At 71.0% G+C, this 16,530-nt stretch carries 14 protein-coding genes; 9 read left to right on the forward strand and 5 right to left on the reverse strand.

Going from position 1 to position 16,530, the window contains the following annotated elements; translation table 11 throughout:
- Window positions 1-125: 125 nt before the first annotated feature.
- On the reverse strand, window positions 126-1,646 hold the full coding sequence (locus W5W_RS0102730) for an amino acid permease (protein WP_017194244.1): 1,521 nt from the start codon (window positions 1,644-1,646) through the stop codon (window positions 126-128).
- Between the two features lie 159 nt (window positions 1,647-1,805).
- Here W5W_RS0102730 and ddaH point away from each other — a divergent pair, with 159 nt between their 5' ends.
- Window positions 1,806-2,582 (forward strand): dimethylargininase, encoded by a 777-nt coding sequence (ddaH, locus tag W5W_RS0102735; RefSeq protein WP_008730800.1) that lies wholly within the window; start codon window positions 1,806-1,808, stop codon window positions 2,580-2,582.
- An 82-nt stretch (window positions 2,583-2,664) separates the two neighbouring features.
- On the opposite strand, the gene W5W_RS0102740 is transcribed toward ddaH, so the two are convergent.
- The 4 genes from W5W_RS0102740 to W5W_RS0102755 form a co-directional block, all read right to left on the reverse strand.
- On the reverse strand, window positions 2,665-3,468 hold the full coding sequence (locus tag W5W_RS0102740; protein ID WP_017194245.1) for a hypothetical protein: 804 nt from the start codon (window positions 3,466-3,468) through the stop codon (window positions 2,665-2,667).
- Window positions 3,465-4,385: an ATP-binding cassette domain-containing protein gene (locus tag W5W_RS0102745; protein ID WP_017194246.1), complete on the reverse strand. Its 921-nt coding sequence runs from the start codon at window positions 4,383-4,385 to the stop codon at window positions 3,465-3,467. Before W5W_RS0102745 ends, W5W_RS0102740 begins: the two co-directional genes overlap by 4 nt.
- Window positions 4,382-4,732, reverse strand: a complete 351-nt coding sequence (locus W5W_RS0102750) for a PadR family transcriptional regulator (protein ID WP_029574033.1) — start codon at window positions 4,730-4,732, stop codon at window positions 4,382-4,384. The genes W5W_RS0102745 and W5W_RS0102750 overlap by 4 nt, the downstream gene beginning before the upstream one ends.
- A 242-nt stretch (window positions 4,733-4,974) precedes the next feature.
- Window positions 4,975-5,679 carry a response regulator gene (locus W5W_RS0102755; protein ID WP_008733926.1) on the reverse strand — a complete coding sequence of 235 codons (705 nt, stop codon included), beginning with the start codon at window positions 5,677-5,679 and terminating at the stop codon, window positions 4,975-4,977.
- 488 nt (window positions 5,680-6,167) lie between these two features.
- Between W5W_RS0102755 and W5W_RS0102760 the strand changes: the two genes are divergently transcribed.
- From W5W_RS0102760 to W5W_RS0102795, 8 genes are all read left to right on the forward strand, one after another.
- On the forward strand, window positions 6,168-7,544 hold the full coding sequence (locus W5W_RS0102760; protein WP_017194248.1) for a YcaO-like family protein: 1,377 nt from the start codon (window positions 6,168-6,170) through the stop codon (window positions 7,542-7,544).
- 18 nt (window positions 7,545-7,562) lie between these two features.
- Window positions 7,563-8,216, forward strand: a complete 654-nt coding sequence (locus tag W5W_RS0102765) for a TOMM precursor leader peptide-binding protein (RefSeq protein WP_029574034.1) — start codon at window positions 7,563-7,565, stop codon at window positions 8,214-8,216.
- Window positions 8,217-10,217, forward strand: a complete 2,001-nt coding sequence (locus W5W_RS0102770) for a TOMM precursor leader peptide-binding protein (protein ID WP_017194250.1) — start codon at window positions 8,217-8,219, stop codon at window positions 10,215-10,217. It begins immediately after the preceding gene.
- On the forward strand, window positions 10,207-10,923 hold the full coding sequence (locus tag W5W_RS0102775; protein WP_017194251.1) for a hypothetical protein: 717 nt from the start codon (window positions 10,207-10,209) through the stop codon (window positions 10,921-10,923). Before W5W_RS0102770 ends, W5W_RS0102775 begins: the two co-directional genes overlap by 11 nt.
- Before the next feature lie 214 nt (window positions 10,924-11,137).
- Entirely contained in the window at window positions 11,138-11,344 is a 207-nt protein-coding gene (locus W5W_RS0102780) for a hypothetical protein (protein WP_017194252.1), read from the forward strand.
- A gap of 23 nt (window positions 11,345-11,367) precedes the next feature.
- Entirely contained in the window at window positions 11,368-12,534 is a 1,167-nt protein-coding gene (locus W5W_RS0102785; protein ID WP_017194253.1) for a PqqD family protein, read from the forward strand.
- A complete protein-coding gene (locus W5W_RS0102790; protein ID WP_017194254.1) occupies window positions 12,534-15,338 on the forward strand; it encodes a lantibiotic dehydratase in 2,805 nt (934 codons plus the stop codon). Before W5W_RS0102785 ends, W5W_RS0102790 begins: the two co-directional genes overlap by 1 nt.
- A gap of 77 nt (window positions 15,339-15,415) precedes the next feature.
- Window positions 15,416-16,372: a thiopeptide-type bacteriocin biosynthesis protein gene (locus W5W_RS0102795; protein WP_017194255.1), complete on the forward strand. Its 957-nt coding sequence runs from the start codon at window positions 15,416-15,418 to the stop codon at window positions 16,370-16,372.
- Window positions 16,373-16,530: the final 158 nt, after the last annotated feature.

Genomic DNA, 16,530 nt, shown 5'->3' on the forward strand with positions numbered 1-16,530 from the left:
CGCGGGCGTGGCGAGCGGCGGGCTGCGCCAACGGAGCGCGGGGCGGGCCAGGTCCCTCGACGTCAACGGCTGGCTGTGGGAACGAGTTGGCGGGCGTGGACGGCTCGATCCGCGCCCTGGCCGTGTCAGTGGACGTCGGTGGCGGACAGGTCGAGCTTGTCCAATGGGAGCGGGCGCGAGCCGCGCATCAGCCTGTAGCCGAGCCACAGCGCCACGGTGATCGGCAGACCGATATAGGCCACGAGTAGGCCGTACCAGGTGAAGCCCGATATGGCCAGGTTGACTCCCTGTCCGATGATCACGCCGATGAAGACGATGAGTGCGAACCACGTGCCCACCGGGAAGAACCGAGCCCGGTAGGGCAGCTCGTCGGCGCTGTGCCCCTGCGCCTTCCAGGCTGCGCGGAACCGCAGGTGGGCCAGGCACACGCACACCCACACGATGAAGCCGGTCAGGCCGGTCGCGTTGTAGAACCAGGTGTAGGCCACCGAGTCGCCCACGAGCGAGGACAGGAAGCCGAGCATGGAGATGGCGACTGTGGCCAGCACGCCCCACACGGGCACGCCGCGCGCCGTCGTCTGCGTGAAGAGCCTCGGCGCGCGCCCGGCTCCCGCCATCGAGTACAGCAGGCGGGAGCCGACGTAGAGCGTGGAGTTGCCGGCCGACAGCACAGCGGTCAGCACGACGGCGTTCATGAAGGCGGCGGCCACGGCCAGGCCCGCCCGTTGGAAGATGATGGTGAAGGGGCTGGCCGCGATGTTGTCCTCCGAGGCGTTCAGAAGACTGGGGTCGGTGTAGACCACGAGGGTCGCCACGACGGCGATCGCCCCGATGTAGAAGAGCATGATCCGCACGAACACGGAGTTGATGGCCCGGGGCATGGTCGTGCGGGGGTTCTCCGCCTCGCCGGCGGCCACCGCCGCGGACTCCACGCCGATGAAGGAGAACCCGGCGACCATGAGCACCGAGAACGTCCCCGACCACCCATCGACGAAGGGCGCCGCGTCAGTCGTCCAGTTCGACAGCCCCGCCTCGTGGCCGCCGACGATGCCCACGATCATCGCCACACCCAGAATGAGGAAGACGATGATGGTGATGACCTTGATTCCCGCGAACCAGAACTCGGATTCGCCGAAGATGCGGGCGGAGAACAGGTTGAGCGCCAGGATGATCCCGAGGAACAGCACGCTCCACAGCAAGGAGGGGGAGTCGGGGAACCAGTACTTCATGATGATGGAGGAAGCCACCAGTTCCACGGCGATGGTCATCGCGCACGAGTACCAGTACATCCATCCCACGGTGAAGCCCAGTGCCGGCTCGACGTACTCGCCCGTGTAGGTCTCGAAGGCCCCGGCCACGGGGCGGTGGGTGACCATCTCTCCCAGCGCCGCCATCATGAAGTAGATCGCGATACCGATCACCCCGTAGGACACAATGGCGCCGCCCGGTCCGGCGGCGGAGATCGAGGCGCCCGTGCCGACGAACAGCCCCGTGCCGATCGCCCCGCCGATGGCGATGAGGTTGATGTGCCGGGCCTTGAGATTGCGCTGGAGACCGCCTTCGACGGGGCTGTCCGCGAAGGCCTGGCCGGGCGGCGCGGCGGAGGGTGCTGCGTGAGGATGATCGCCGTCGGATTGTCCGTCCATATGTGCCTCATTCGTGGTGCCCGTGCACCGGTCTGTTGGAGAGGTGTATCGACAGTGGGGCGGATCCCACTGATCCCACTGAGTGGGGCCTCACTATAACGGTAGAGTAAAAGACATTCAGCATACGTATCGCCTCCTTTCAGAAACCGGAGTCATCGCATGGAGATCACCAAGGCACTCGTTCGCAGGCCCAGCCCTCGACTCGCCGAGGGGCTGGTGACCCATATCGAGCGCAGCCCGATCGACATGGATCTTGCCCGCAGGCAGTGGCAGGACTACGTCGATGCCCTTCACTCCCAGGGTTGGGAGACCATCGAGGTGGATCCGGCCCCTGACTGCCCCGACTCGGTCTTCATCGAGGATGCCGTCGTCGTCTACGGGCGCACCGCCGTCATCACCCGCCCCGGTGCCGACTCGCGCAAGCCCGAGATCGAGGCCGCCGAGAGGGCCGTGGCTGCGCTCGGCTACGACGTCAGGCGCATCACCTCGCCCGGCACGCTCGACGGCGGCGACGTGCTCAAATATGGCGGGAAGGTGTGGGTGGGCCAGGGCGGCCGCACCAACGAGGAGGGACTGCGCCAGCTGCGCGAGCACCTGGCCCCCGAGGGCGCCGAGACGATCGGCGTGCCCCTGACCAAGGTGCTCCACCTCAAGTCCGCCGTGACCGCGCTGCCGGACGGCACCGTCGTCGGCTACGAGCCGCTGGTGGACGACCCCTCGGTGTGGGACTCCTTCCTCGCGGTTCCCGAGGAGAGCGGCTCGCACGTCGTCCTGCTGGGCGGCGACCGGCTCCTCATGGCCGCCGATGCGCCGCGCTCGGCCGAGCTCTTCCGCTCGCGCGGCTACGAGGTCACCGAGGTCGACATCTCCGAGTACGAGAAGCTCGAGGGCTGCGTGACCTGCCTGTCCGTGCGCCTGCGGGGCTGCCCCGCCTGAGGGGCCGGGGCCTCTGCGCGGGTGCGGGCGCGTCCCCGGTCCCCGGTGGCGCTGCTGTGGCGCTCCTGCGGTGTCGCCGTGCTCAGGGCTCGGGCAGGCGGATCGTGCGCAGGCGCAGGACGCCGAGCAGCCAGCTGATCGTGCCCAGTGCCAGTCCGTAGGCGGTCCCATGGGCCAGTCCGGCGTTCAGGCTGCCGCTCGTCCCGGAGCTCGAGGCGGCCACGGCGTCGGCGGAATCCAGGATGTAGGTCGCCAGTTCCCGTGCGGACCACAGCGGCAGAACGCGGGTCCAGCTCTCGGCGGGGTCGACGAGCACCTGGACCGCCATGATCGCCAGGAGCAGGAGTGCGCCCTCGAGATCGCGCGGGACGGCGGCGGCCACCAGCGACCCCAGAGGCGTGGCGGCGGTCGCCGTCAGCAGCAGCATGAGGGGGACGGCGGCCGGTCGAGTCAGCTGATCCCCGATCATGACCAGCGCCAGTGCGCTGTAGAGCAGGCCGATGCCCCAGCTCAGGCCCAGCACCGCCAGCTGCCGGCCCAGGACGAGCGTGATGGGTGAGGCGCCGGTCACGGTGAGCCGACGATCCACGGAGCGCGACGACACCGCTGTGAACAGGGCCAGGGTCGCCGCCGCCCAGCCCAGGCCCATGGACAGCAGGCGGAGCGCCGTCCAATACGTGTCCAGGCGGACCAGGAAGAAGGCCAGCGGGAGGAGGAGCGCGAGCACCAGTGCCCATCGCCGTCGGGCCAGCTCGTGCAGCGTGATGAGCGCGACCAGGGCCAGGGTGCCCGCATGGTGGCGGATGCGTTGGCGGATTCCGCCGGGGGCCGTGCGGGTCGCATCGAGGGCGAGGCCTGCTGCCGAGGCTGTTGAGTCGCCGGTCATGCCGCCTCCTTCGAGGCCCGTTCGGGGGCGGGCAGTTCGACTACCCGGTCCACGAGGTCGATGTCGCGCAGGAGGTGGGTGACGAGCAGGACCCCGGCCCCGGAATCGCGCCACGCCGAGATCAACGCCCACAGGTCCTCGTAGGCCAGGGCGTCGAAGCCCTGGTAGGGCTCGTCGAGCAGCAGCAGGTCCGGGGAGTCCAGTTGGGCCAGGGCCACGTTGAGCTTCTGCTGCGTGCCGCCGGATAGGGTGCCGGCGGTGCGCGAGCCCTCTGGGGTCCAGCCCAGGCGGCTGAGGAGGCGGTGGCCGGTGGAGATCGATCGGGCGCCGCCGGCACCGCTGACGGCGCCGAACAGCCGCAGGTGCTCATCGACGGTGAGCAGTGGGGCCAGGGCGTCGAGCTGGGGCGCATAGCCGAAGCGCGCGGTGCGCTCCACCGTGCCCGAGCTCGCGCGCAGCAGGCCGGCGCAGACCTGCAACAGGGTGGATTTGCCCGCTCCATTGGCCCCGACGACGGCGACGACCTCGCCGCGGCGCACCGTCAGACTGACTCCGCCGAGCACGGGGCGGCGGCCCCGACGGGCGCCGACGTCGGTCAGGCGGAGCACGACCGGGCGGGGCTCCGGGGGCTCTGAAGGCACTGAAGGCTCGTGAAATCCTGGCGCTCCGTCGCGGGGTTCGTGCAATGGGGCGACGCCGTCCCTCAAGGCCGAGGCGAGCTCGCGGGCGTACAGGACGGCTGGGCCGAACATGGTGGTCGGATCGAGGCCGGCGGCCTCGGCCTCTGCACGGGTGTCGGCGGTCGCGCGCTCGGCCTCGTGGGGGCTCAGGCCCCGGGAGCGCAGTTCGGCGTCGAGGCTCCGGTACCAGGCGGCGGCATCGAGGCGGGATGCGGGTTCATCGGCGGCGCGGGTCATGAGCGCGCCTCGGTCGTCGCCGTCGAGCTTTCCAGGATGGCGGAGAAGGCGGTGCGGAAAGAGCGCCATTCCGCCCGGCGGGCAGCCAGTTCGTTACGGCCCGCCGCCGTGAGCTCGTAGTACTTGCGGGCCGGTCCGGAGGCGGAGGGTCGCGTGGAGGTGCTCACCAGGCCGCGGCGCTCCAGGCGGGTCAGGGCCGGGTAGAGGCTGCCGCCGGGAACGTCCTCCAGGCCCGCCGCGCTCAGGCGGCGCATCAGTGAGAGCCCGTAGTCGGGGCCGGGTGTGAGGAGGGCGAGGAGGCAGGGCTCTAGGAAGCCTCGCAAGAGGCGGGAGGTGGAATCGCTCATGTAGGTAGGTTAACTGGTTACTAGTCTGTCTGACTAGTGGTGCCGCTCGGATCGCGGTGAGGCTGTGCGGTGGGGCCGTGCGCGTCGAGATCGACTTTTTCGCACGAAGACGACGGTGTCACCGTCGATCTCGTTCGAGAATGTCGATCTCGCGACGCTGAGGGCGCGGGGTGTGGGGGTTCGGAGGGCGCTGAGGGCGCGGAAGGTGAAGGTGTGGGGGTTCGGGGGCGCGGGGCGCGGAGCTACGAGGCGGTGGCGCGGTCGGAGGATGCGTATCCGAAGGTGGTGGCGTATCCGTGCCGGAAGGCCCATACGACGATCTCCAGGCGGGACTTCGTCTTCGTCTTGCTGAACAGCACGGAGATGTGGGACTTGACCGTGGCCTCGGAGATCGACAGCTGCGAGGCGATCTTGCGGTTGGAGGCGCCCTCGCACAGCATGTGGAGGACGTCGCGCTCCCGCTTCGACAGGGCGACGCTCCCGTCCTCGGTGTGGGCGGATGCCAGCACGTAGTCGATCAGGCGCGCGGTCGACATCGGGGCGACCACCTTCGCCCCGGAGTGGACGGTTCGCACGGCGGAGAGGATCTCCTCGGCGGGCGCGCTCTTGAGGAGGAAGCCGCTGGCGCCCGCGCTCAGCCCCTGGATGAGGCTGTCGTCGGTATCGACAGTGGTCAGCAGGATGACGCTGGTCTCGGGGGAGACCCGCAGCGCCTCCCGCGCCACCTGGGCTCCGTCGATGTTCTCCATGTGGATGTCGGTGATGAGGACGTCCACCCGGCTCGACTCGAGGAGCTCCAACATCTGGTCGGCGCACCGCGTCGCAAGTAGGACCTGGATATCCTCCGGCGGGGTGAGAAAGGATTCCAGGCAGGTCAGCGCCATCGCATCGTCGTCGAGGAGTACGACGGTGATGCACTCAGGGTCGGTGGCGGTCAGGGAACTCATACATCTCCTTGCGACGTAACCGGCTCGAGCCGAGGTCAGAGATGTCCGCGGCCTCAAGGGAGATAACGATAATATTACGATTCAGAGCGCCTGGGTAATCCCGCTTGACGGTGCTCGTCAGGCGCGAGTTTCGTGGTCTTGTGAGGTCGTGCCGCCCGGCCCTTGAGGCGCTGGCGCGCGGCAGTGGATCTGCAGTGGATGAGCGGGATCGGCAGGGGAGCCGGCTGAGTCGGCACAGTCAGTGAGGATCAGTGGCGCCGGAGCCGACGCTCCCAACGGTCTCCAGTGAACCCCGACCTCCTTCCACCGGCGGTGCGCCGAAGGGATGAGCGTGGTCGTTCGAATAGTGAACGGGCACACACTCAAAAAGAGACATCACAGTGGCCTGATGGCCGATACATGATTCCGCACCTCACCGGGCAGACTCTTCGGTCAACGGCACATTCCTGAAAATGTGTTGGCCCTGTCTCACCCTGGAAGGCGGATCCGTGTACCGATCTGCGCTCGACGAGCGAATCGCTCCTTCACTGGCCCGCGCGGCGTCCCTCGAGTCGTCGGTCGGCCTGGTGTCCCGCACTGCGGAGCTGCCTCAGGCTCCCGGGGAACCGGCCTTCTCGATCTGGACCGGATTCCTCGGCGACCTCTCCGCACCGCTGGCCTCGCAGAACACCTGGAATCACCGGGTTGAGTCCGGCAACATCGACGGCGCCGGGGGCGCCATCGACCCCGATCTCGCCAGGCACATCGCCATCGTGGAGTCCCTGGAGCGCTACTCCAGCTGCGCATGGGCGGCCGAGGACCTGATCTGGGACACCCCCGCCGGACTGGGCGAGGCCGCCGTCGGGCCGGAGCGCTGGCCCGCCTGCTCGCCCACGGAGTTCGCGGACCCGCACTGCGGGCTGATCCCCTCCGACCCCAGGGTGCCGCTGCGCTGGGTACGGGGCTGGTCCCTGACCCGAGGATGCGAGGTCTTCGTGCCGGCCATCCTGGTCTACCTCAAGTTCCCGGTGCGCAGCCCCTCCGAGCGCTTCATCAACATGGTGTCCACCGGTACGGCCGCCCACTCCGACCTGCACGAGGCCGTCCTCGGCGGTCTGCTGGAGGTCATCGAGCGCGACGCCATCGCCATGACCTGGCTGCAGAGGCTGCGCCTGCCCGAGGTCACAGTAGACCCCGACGCCCTCGGCCCCGAGGTCGCCGAGTACTACCGGGCCGGCACCTCCACCGAGCTGACGGTCCACCTGCGGGACGCCACCACCGACTACGGGGTCCCGATCCTCTACGCCGTCCAGACCTCCGAGGTCGACACCGAGCTGGCCCAGGTGGTGGCGGCCACCTGCGACCTCGACCCGCAGCGGGCGCTGGCCAAGATCTACCGCGAACTCGCCTCCCTGCGCATCGCCCTGCGCAGTCACGCCCGCAGCCCCCGCGCCCAGGAGGTCACCGGCCAGGACATGACGGTGGTCGGCGGCGCCCTGGCCGATGCCGCCCCCGACATGCGCGGCGTCTTCGACTTCCTGCTGGAAGGACCCCGACCCGTCCACCGGCTGGATGACATGGGACTGCCGGAGCTCCGCAAGACCGCCGGATCCGGAGCATCCGACGGTGCCGATCCGCTGGGGAAGGTCGTCTCTGCACTGGAACGCGCCGGATCGGAGGCCATCGTCGTCGATATCACCACCGACGAGGCCCGCCAGGTCGGAATGCACGTGGTCAAGGCCCTCGTTCCCGAGGCCGTGCCGCTGTCGTTCAGCCACCACGCCCGCTACCTCGCCACCCCCCGCCTCTACGAGGCACCCCGCGCCATGGGCCTGACCGCTCATGACGAGGCCGATATCAACCCCGTCCGTCAGCCCTTCGCCTGACCCACCCGCAGGAGAATCATGAGCACCAGTACTGCCAGTACTGCCGCGCAGAGGCCGGTGACGGCCTACCTGCCGCAGGGGCGCTTCGGGCACGCCGTCGTCGAGCACCTCGCCGAGCCCCAGGACGTCGTCCTGTCCGTGGACCACGGCCTGGTCTACGCCTCGGTCCCCTACGCCGACCGGCTCGTCATGATCAGCGACGCCGACCGCACCCCCGTGCGCGAGGCGCTGGACGAGGTCTCCTTCGTCCGCTCCCTGCCCTCCCTGGGCCTGGAGCTGACCCCCACCGAGCTGCGCTGCGGACCCCTGGTGGTGCCCGGGCGCACCGCCTGCTACCACTGCTACGCCCGACGTCGTCAGCAGCACGGCTACCGTCCGCTGCCCGATGACCTCGAGCCGCTGCCGCAGGGCTACGCCAGGCATCACGTGGTCATCGGTGCCGGGCTGGTCAGGCTCGCCCTGGGGGTTCTGGACCATGGCGACCCCGCCGACGGGAGCACGGGCGATGACGAGCTCGGCGGGCAGGTGTGGACCGTCGACCTCGTCTCCGGGCTGACCTCCCTGGCCCGGACCGTCGCCACCGATCGCTGTCAGACCTGCTCCGGGCGCTACGCGACCCGGCGCGACGCAGTGCCCGCACTCGCCGCCCTCCTGCCGGAGCGGGTGATCTGAATGGCCGAGAGAGTCGACAGCATCGACGGCGTCAAGAGCCCTGAAAGCCCTGCGAACCCTGAGAACCCTGCGGCGTCGGCGGCCTCGGCGGCCTCCGGGATGCGTGCGGCCGATGTGGGCCGTGCGGCCCGCCAGGACCTGCAGTTCCGCATTCCCCGCAAGCCCGTGGTCCGACTCGGGGTGCGCATGCGCCCCGAGGACGAGACCTGGGTGCTCGAGGGCGGGCGCAAGCGCCAAGTTCTGGGCGGAGCCTTCGCACGCGAGCACCTGGGCGCGCTGCTTCAGGCCTGCGACGGCACTCGCACGCTCGACCAGATCGCTGAGGCCATGGGAATCGGCCCGGGCGGTGCTTTCGAGGCCGTCTCCCTGCTGTGGACCGGCGGCATCGTCGAGGAGGGCGACACCGACCCGCTCCCCGACCCGCAACCGGCTCCGGAGCTGGCCTGCCTGCTGTCGCGCCTGGGCGAGTCCACGGGCGTCAACGACTCCTGGCAGGACGCCGCCCGTCGCCTGGCGGCCGCCCGCGTGGCGGTTCTGGGGGACGCCGCGCTCGCCGACGACGTCGTCAGCGCCCTGTCCCCCACGTTGGCGGTGGCGGCCCGGGCCGCCGCTGTCGAGCCCGGCGACACCCTCGCCGTCGTTGTTGAGACCGCTGAGGCAGCCGAGACCGGTGACGCCGGCAGCGCGATCAATCGCTGCTGGGAGCTCGGCGTCCCCCTGCTGCGCGTACGGGCCGAGCATGACGCGGTCACGATCGGACCGTACATCGACCCGAGCTTCTCGCCCTGTCCGCAGTGCGCCACCGCCGGCGAGTCCGACCCGGGGCCGGTGCCGGGGCCGGACCGCAGGGACCTCGCCGGCGGTATGGCAGCCCGGGCTGTGGCCGCACTCATCGCCCGCGCCACCATGATCCACCTGCCGGGCGACATCCGGCGCATCGACCTGGAGACCTTCAGGCATACAGACCATCCGGTGACCACCCGTCCGGGGTGCCCCATCTGCTCGATCACGGGAGGCTCAGGACAAGCCGACGAATCGGACGGGCCATCCGCGCCGGTCGCGCAGTCGGCCCCCGTCGGGGCCCGCTACGAGCAGGCCGTGGCCATCCCCCCGGCCGGGTTCGTGGACTCCAAGGGCCACCAGCAGCACTACAAGCCCTCCAACCTGCGGCTTCAGCGCGAGTTCCGCGACTGGCCCAACTGTCCGCGCACACTGCTGCCCGACGCGGACCTGGAGCGCTTGAACCGGCCCTGGCCCCTGGGCGGGGCGGGTGCGCAGGCGGCGGGCAGTTCAGGCACTCCGGTCTCGGACAGGACTGTCTCGGACCGGACTGATGACGGCCCGGAGGCGCCGATCGGTCGGCCAACGCTCACCGAGCTCGCCACCGTGCTGGCGCTGGCGGTCGGTGTGCGCGAGCCGCTGCGCCCGCAGGAACAGGACGCCGACGCTCCCGCCGACGCCTCGAAACTGCGCCGGTGGACGGCGGCCGGCGGCAATATCGGCTCGGTCACCGCCTACGTCCTCGTGCCCGACGCCGGGGCTTCCGGGGCCGGGGCCGCCAAGAGTGTCGGGGCTTCCGGGGGCGCCGGATCGCCGGCCCCGCTCGCCCCGGGCGTCTACACCTACATCGAGCGCGACCACGCCCTGGCCCAGGTGGGGCCGCCGCCTTCTCCGGCATCTCAGGGCTCCGACGGCCCCGGGGGCTCGACGACTCCCGAGTCTCCCGAAGGCTCGGAGGCCCGCGATGCAGGGGTGCGAATCGTCCTGACCGGCAATGTGGACAAGCTCTCCAAGAAGTACATGGCCTTCGCCCTGCGACTCGCGATCCAGGACTGCGGCTGCTCCCTGGAGACCCTCCGGATCGTCGCCCGCTGCTTGGACCTCCCCCTGCGCGCTCAGGCCCGCTGGGACGAGCGGGAGCTGTCCGCCGCCATCGGCGTCGATCCGGCGCGCGAACCGATCGTCGCCGTCGTTGATCTGGGAGGCCGCCATGCGCACTGACTACGAGATCCTGCGAGAGATCATCGGCGGCTTCTCCGACCCGGACGCCGTACCGACCTCCGACGGCCTGGCCGCACGGCGCCCGCGCCGGCCGCTGGACTGCGAGGTCCCCGACGCCCTCGCCCCGCAGGCTGACGGCCCCTACCCGTACGACCTGCGCCAGACCTTCGAGCGGCGCTCCTCGACCACCGACTACGCGCCCGAGCCCCTGGATGCCGCGCCCCTTCTGGCCAGCGTGCAGGCCGCCCTGGCCGAGGAGGCCGAGGCCTGGGGCGAGGAGGCCGACGTCGTCGGCCTGGAGCCCTTCGTCCTGCTTCTGCGGGCTCGCGGCGCCCGACCGGGCGTCTACAGGGTCGGGCCCGACGGTGCGGACCTCGTGCGCGAAGCGCCGAGCCCAGAGGAGATCGAGGGGATGACCGTCCAGAAGGAGTTCGCCCGCGCCGGGGCCATCGTCTCGATGGCCGCCGATCTGGACCGGGCCGACGCCTGGGCCGGGGCCCACGGCTACCGTCACGCCATGGCGCGCGCCGCCGCCGTCATCTACTCGGTGCACCTGCGCAGCGCCGCCCGCGGCCTGACCGGAACCGTCTTCGCGGGCCTGTCGCCCTCGGCCGTGCGCCGCCTGCTCGACTCCGACGGAGTGAGCCGTCACCAGATGCTCGCCGTCACCGTGGCCGTCCCGGCCCGCGCCGCGCCGTCGTCCTAGCCGGACACGGCTCCCATAGCCGCCCCGTTCCGCGGGGCGAGGGGCCCGGCCCGTGCAAGACCGGACCCCTCAATGAGGCCCGACAAGGGCCTCGCTCCTGACCAGTGACACGAACCGGAGAGGAGGTGAACAAGCATATGGCTAACACCATCGATCTGACACTGACCGACAGCGATTTCGGCGTTGAGGAGCTCCCCGAGGGCAACGCTCTGGGTTGCGCCTTCTGCGGCGGCTGCGCGTCGTGCCCGGGTTGCGCCGCCTGCGGCTCCTGCCCGTCCTGCGCCGCTTGCTCGTCGTGCCCGTCGTGCTCGTCATCGTCGTCCTGTTGAGACGTCATTCACGGCGGCGGGCGGAGGAGCTCCCTCCGCCCGCCGCCCCCTATGCCACTTCGATCCGACCTGAGGGGGCCCTGACCCGATGACCACGACGACGAGTCCGGCGAGGATGTCGAGCAATGACATTCCGCGGCTGCGCCGAGGGGTCAAGCTGATCGTCGGGATGGATGATCAGCCGATGCTGTTCGACTCCGTGTCGGGCGCCTACCACCGCCTCGGAGGCGCCGCCGCCTTCATCGTCGATCAGTTCGACGGGGCGCGCTCCCTGCCCACGATCATCGACCAGCTGCCCCAGGAGATCGACGCCGCCGGCAGGCAGCGCATCGCTCGTCTCGTGGAGTACCTGCGTTCCAAGAGCCTCTTGGAGGGCGGAGCGCCCCCCAAGGTCGTCGTCCAGCAGGAACGGGCCCGCAAGCGCGCCGACGGCCGACACGTCGCACCGCCGCACGTCGGAAAGCACGAGCAGATCCACCCGCCCCGCTGGAACGGCAACTGGATGCTGCCCCGATTCATGCTGATCCGCAGCTACCGCCGGGCGGTCGCGCCCGTGGTGACCGCACTCCATCACCTGCCTGCGCGCGCACTCGGCTGCCTGTTCGTTCTCGCCGCTGCCGGAGGCTACGCGGCGGGGGTGGAGGGCCTGATCCATCTGGCCGGAGGCCCGCTCCCGCCCGCGCGCGTGTACGTCATCGCCGTCGCCATCCAGCTGGTGAGCATCGTCGGGCACGAGTCCTGGCACGCGATCGTGGCCGGCTACCTGGGAACCCCCGTGCGCGGTCTGGGAGTGGCGTTCATGTTCTGGGTGCTGCCGATCGCCTACGTCGACCGTACCGACTCCTACCGCGTGCGCTCGCGGCTCGGGCGCGCCATGCTCGCTTTCGCGGGCATCTGCTCCGACGGCGTGGTGTGCGGTGTGGAGGCCGCGGTGGCCGCGGCGTTCACGGGCGAGGTGCGGCAGGTGGCGCTGACCCTGTGCGCCTTCCAGCTCACCATGCTCGTGACCAATCTCAACCCCCTGACCCAGTCCGACGGCGTGGCCACGGTCGAGGCCCTGACCGGCTCGGTCAACCTGCGCGGCCGCTCCATGCTGATCCTGCGCAGCGTCTTCACGCGCGCACCGCTGCCCCCCGCCCTTGCCCGCATGCGGCTGACCGTGCGCGGAGCCTACTTCCTCTACGGCCTGGCGTGCGCGCTGCTGAGTGTGGTCGGCACCGTGTTCGGCGTCGCCTGGCTGGGCATGATCGTGGTGGGCATCGTGAGAGGAGTGCTCGCCTGATGCGCACTGAACCCGCTGACCCCACTGAATTCACTGGACTCGAGGCCGGTGCCGCGACTATGACTGCGCCCGATCGTGTTGCCACTACTGCCGCTGCTCCCGCACCCGCTCCCGCGCTGGACCACGCACCCGCTCCCGCGCTGGACCACGCACCCGCGCCCGCTCGCGCCGCTGGGCCGGTCCCGCTGCTCCCCACGCTCGTGCGCCTGGGCGGCCTTCCGGCAGCGGCCGTCCCCCGGCCCGGCAATGCCCTCGTCGAGGCCCTGGAGGGGCTGAGCCGCCTTGACGAGGAGATGGAGCTGGCCGGCGATCGGCTGCTCGACCCCCTGTACAGACTCATCCCCGACCTGGAGCGCAATGAGAGGCGAGCGGTCCTGCACGCCAAGCGCAGAGTGTTCCAGGGGCGCGTCAGCGGCCTGCCGCCGCAGGTGCGAGCGGGCCTGCCCGCCGACGTCGGCGCCATGCTCGCCGTCTGGGACGACCTGGTCTCCCAGCGGCGCGCTCAGTACGCCCGCCTGGAGGCGGCGGTGGCCTCGGACCTGGATCACAGCCGCACCCTGCTGGCGGCCGGCCTCGACGACGCCGAGTACCTGCGCGCCCTCGCCATCGCCGCCCCCGCACTGGTGGCGGCGCTGACCAGACGCGGGCGCCGGCTCGACGACTCGCGCGTGCTGCGGACCCTCTACACGATGGCGACTCGCACGGCCCTGAAGACCAGCCCCTTCTCCGGTCTGACGACTGTGGCCGAGGCCGGCAGGCCGGCTCGCGGGCGCCGCCGCTGCACGGTGGCGCTCCACCTCGCCTACGGAATCCTCGCCGCGACTGCGCGCGATCTCGATCCCGCCGGCCTCCTGCGCCTGGAGGCCGCTCCCGTCAGGCGGGCGCCGGCCATGAGCATCGCCGTCGTCGCCGGGGGGAGTGGCGACGGCGATGGGGCGGTTCCCGGCGGTACCGCGGCCGAGCCCGGCGGTACCGCAGCTGCCGAGCCCGGCGGTACCGCGGCCGCACAGGCGAGCGCGCTGACCATCGTCGCCGAGCACGGGTACGCCAATGCCATGGTCTTCCGGCGCCAGGAGGTGCAGCCGGCCCGATGGCTCGCAGCCGCTCACGACCGCCTGACCGGTGGGCGCCCCGATGCGGAGCCGGTGAGCGTGCGGGAGGCCGCCCGACTCGTGGGCGGACGGGATCCGCGCCTGCGCCTGCGCCGTCTGCTGTTCTCCGGGGCCGTGCATCCCCGAGCCCCGTGGTCGCGGGGTGCGGACCCCCTTCCCGCCCTGGCCGCCACGCTCTCAGAAGCGCAGCGGCGCGCCTGGGGCGAGGACCTCGGCCGGCTCGGGCGTCTCGAGCGGCTCGTCGAGACCGAGGACGGGTCCGCGCGGGCGGAGCTGCTCACCGACGTCCAGCGCTTGGCGCAGCGCATCTTCTCCGACGGCGAGCTGGGGGCCAAGCCGGGCGGCCTGCTCTACGAGGACTGCGAGTCCAGAGGGCAGTGGCCCGATCCGATGGAGCTCGAGCCGTTGCGGCGGGATATCGAGACCCTGACCGGGCTCGTGGACCCCTGGGTGACTCGTTCTCACATCTACGACCTCATGGTGCGCCGGTTCGTCTCCCGGTACGGGCGCGGCGGAGTGTGCGAGGACCCGCTCTCCTTCCTCATGACTCTGGCGCACGCGCCCGACGGCGACACGGAGATGATGGGTGCGGTCGCGCGGGACATCTCCGCCGGCCCCGACCCCGAGCGCGCGGCCATGCCCGGTGGCGTCTCGGCCTCGCCGCGGCACATGGGCGCCTACCTGCAGCCGGTTCTCGCCGGTTCGGATGGGCCTGCCGGGGCCGCCGGGCCTGCCGGGGCAGGCGGTTCGCAGGCGCTCGGCACCGGCGGCCTGACGGTGGTCAACGCCTTCACCAATGGCAATGGGGCCCTCCAGACCCGCTTCCACCGGTTGCTGGGCGATGGCTACCGCGAGCGCCTGGCGCGAGGAGTCCGCACCGCCTGGGGCCTGGAGCGCGTGCTGGAGATCGAGGTCGCCACCGACTGCAATACGGCTCAGGCCGCGGCCTGCGGCGTCCTGCCCCCGCTCGGCCTGCCCGGCGAGCCCGCGGCGCCGGACGCCGTGCCCCTGAGCTCGCTGAGGCTCGCGCACGATCCGCCTACCGACACCCTGTTCCTGAGCGACGACCACGGGCCGGTGGGAGTGGCCTACCTCGGGCTCATCCCGCAGTACCGACTCGGCGGTTACATGTCCTGGCTGGCTCTGCTGGGCGATCCGTGGGCCCGAATGGCCCCCTTCGCGGATCACCGGACCAGTCGGAACCTTGACATGACCGGACCGCTGCCGGATGAGGTGGTCCACTCCCCGCGCTCCTCCCATGGGCGCCTGGTCACTCGTCGGGAGTCCTGGACCTTCCCGGCCTCCCGGGTGACCGAGCTCCTGGACCGCGATCTGGCGGCCACCCTGGTGAGAGTGGCGAGACTGCGCGACCAGTGGGGGATTCCCGCGGAGATCTACGTCCATCAGCATATGGATTCCCGGGCGGACCCCGGCGCCACCTTCGACGAGCACAAGCCGCGGTACGTGGACCTGCGGTCGCCGGTGTCGCTGCTGGCACTGCACGGCTGGATCGACCCCGACGTCGAGCACCTGACCCTGGTCGAGGCCCTGCCGACCAGGGATGAGCTCGCGGGTACGACGCCCGACGGCGAGGCGACGGTGCTGGAGTATCTGATCGGCATGCAGTGGCCCAAGTGGCCTAAGGGGCCCAAGGGGCCCAATGGGCCGCAGATCGGTGGAGGTGACTGGTGACCACGGTGCAGAACGACGTCGGCGCGGGCTCGCCGAGACCCCGGGCGGAGAGCAGCGGCCCCCCGGCAGGAGACCTCATGACGACGGGATCCGGCCTGCTCGCCGGGATCGACCCGTCGGCGGAGGAGCGCTCGCCGGCCGAGGGCGGTCCGAGCGCCGCCTCGGTTCCGACGGGCCGGGATGACCGGGATGGTCGGGATGATCGGGATGTCGACTGGCTGTATGCGCGCATCTACTGCGACGGCGGGGACGACACCGACGCCCTGCTGCCCGACATCGCGCGATGGGTGGATCAGATCCGCGCCCGCCGGCCGATCCGCTCCGTCCACTTCCTGCGCTTCATCGACCTGCGCGGCCACCATGTAAGGCTGCGACTGCAGGCCGCTTCGGATGTGCTGGACGAGGCCTTCGATCGTCTTGACGCCCTGGACGCGGCATCCCGGCGGGCGCGGGTGCGCGTGGTCGAGCGACTCGTCCCCGATCCGATGACCGCCCCCACCGGCAGCGGCCGGGCGGGCGCGGTGTGCTCGGTGTACGGGCCCGAGTACGACAAGTACGGCGGTCCGCCGGGGGTGGAGGAGGCCGAGCGGCATTTCGACGTCTCCAGCCGCTGGTGCTTGGAGAACCGGGTGTGGACGGTGCCGCGTCCGCTGCCCAGGGTCGCTCTGACCGCTCGCTTCCTGGCGCGTGCGGCCGCCGTCGGATCATTGCCTGCGGATGAGCTGTTGGGCACGCACCTGCGCACGTGGGGGCCGCGGCTCCCCGAGCGTTTGCGCGACGGCGCCGTCCTCGGCCCCGTGGTGCGTCAGGTGCTCGGGTGCCGCCTGGAGGAGGAGCCGGGATGGGAGCGGGTCGATGACCTGGTTGAGCAGTTGGCCGCCGACGCCGCCCTCACCGCGCGCAGGATCGGTGCCGGCCCCGGCGGGCGCCGGGCCCTCGACGTCATGCACATGGATGCGAATCGTTTCGGCGTCAACCCCGCCGAGGAGTGCGTCGCCGGGGTGTGCGCCCGCTACCTGCTCGGTTCCGGCTGAGGCGGTAGGGGGTGGCTGCTGCCGGTGCCACCGTTCCCGCCGGCGCTTGCGCTTCTGCCGGCTTCTGGCTCCCGCCAGTGCTTGCGCGTCGAGGTCGACATTTTCGAATGAGATCGACGGTGCCACCGTCGATCTCATTCGAAAATGTCTATCTCGAC

The sequence above is a fragment of the Actinomyces massiliensis 4401292 genome, from assembly GCF_000269805.1.
Taxonomy (GTDB): Bacteria; Actinomycetota; Actinomycetes; order Actinomycetales; family Actinomycetaceae; genus Actinomyces; species Actinomyces massiliensis.

Coding starts and splice junctions, on each gene's coding strand:
- W5W_RS0102730 (WP_017194244.1), bottom strand. CDS start 1,646: ATGGACGGACAATCCGACGGCGATCATCCTCACGCAGCACCCTCCGCC.
- ddaH (WP_008730800.1), top strand. CDS start 1,806: ATGGAGATCACCAAGGCACTCGTTCGCAGGCCCAGCCCTCGACTCGCC.
- W5W_RS0102740 (WP_017194245.1), bottom strand. CDS start 3,468: ATGACCGGCGACTCAACAGCCTCGGCAGCAGGCCTCGCCCTCGATGCG.
- W5W_RS0102745 (WP_017194246.1), bottom strand. CDS start 4,385: ATGACCCGCGCCGCCGATGAACCCGCATCCCGCCTCGATGCCGCCGCC.
- W5W_RS0102750 (WP_029574033.1), bottom strand. CDS start 4,732: ATGAGCGATTCCACCTCCCGCCTCTTGCGAGGCTTCCTAGAGCCCTGC.
- W5W_RS0102755 (WP_008733926.1), bottom strand. CDS start 5,679: ATGAGTTCCCTGACCGCCACCGACCCTGAGTGCATCACCGTCGTACTC.
- W5W_RS0102765 (WP_029574034.1), top strand. CDS start 7,563: ATGAGCACCAGTACTGCCAGTACTGCCGCGCAGAGGCCGGTGACGGCC.
- W5W_RS0102770 (WP_017194250.1), top strand. CDS start 8,217: ATGGCCGAGAGAGTCGACAGCATCGACGGCGTCAAGAGCCCTGAAAGC.
- W5W_RS0102775 (WP_017194251.1), top strand. CDS start 10,207: ATGCGCACTGACTACGAGATCCTGCGAGAGATCATCGGCGGCTTCTCC.
- W5W_RS0102785 (WP_017194253.1), top strand. CDS start 11,368: ATGTCGAGCAATGACATTCCGCGGCTGCGCCGAGGGGTCAAGCTGATC.
- W5W_RS0102790 (WP_017194254.1), top strand. CDS start 12,534: ATGCGCACTGAACCCGCTGACCCCACTGAATTCACTGGACTCGAGGCC.
- W5W_RS0102795 (WP_017194255.1), top strand. CDS start 15,416: ATGACGACGGGATCCGGCCTGCTCGCCGGGATCGACCCGTCGGCGGAG.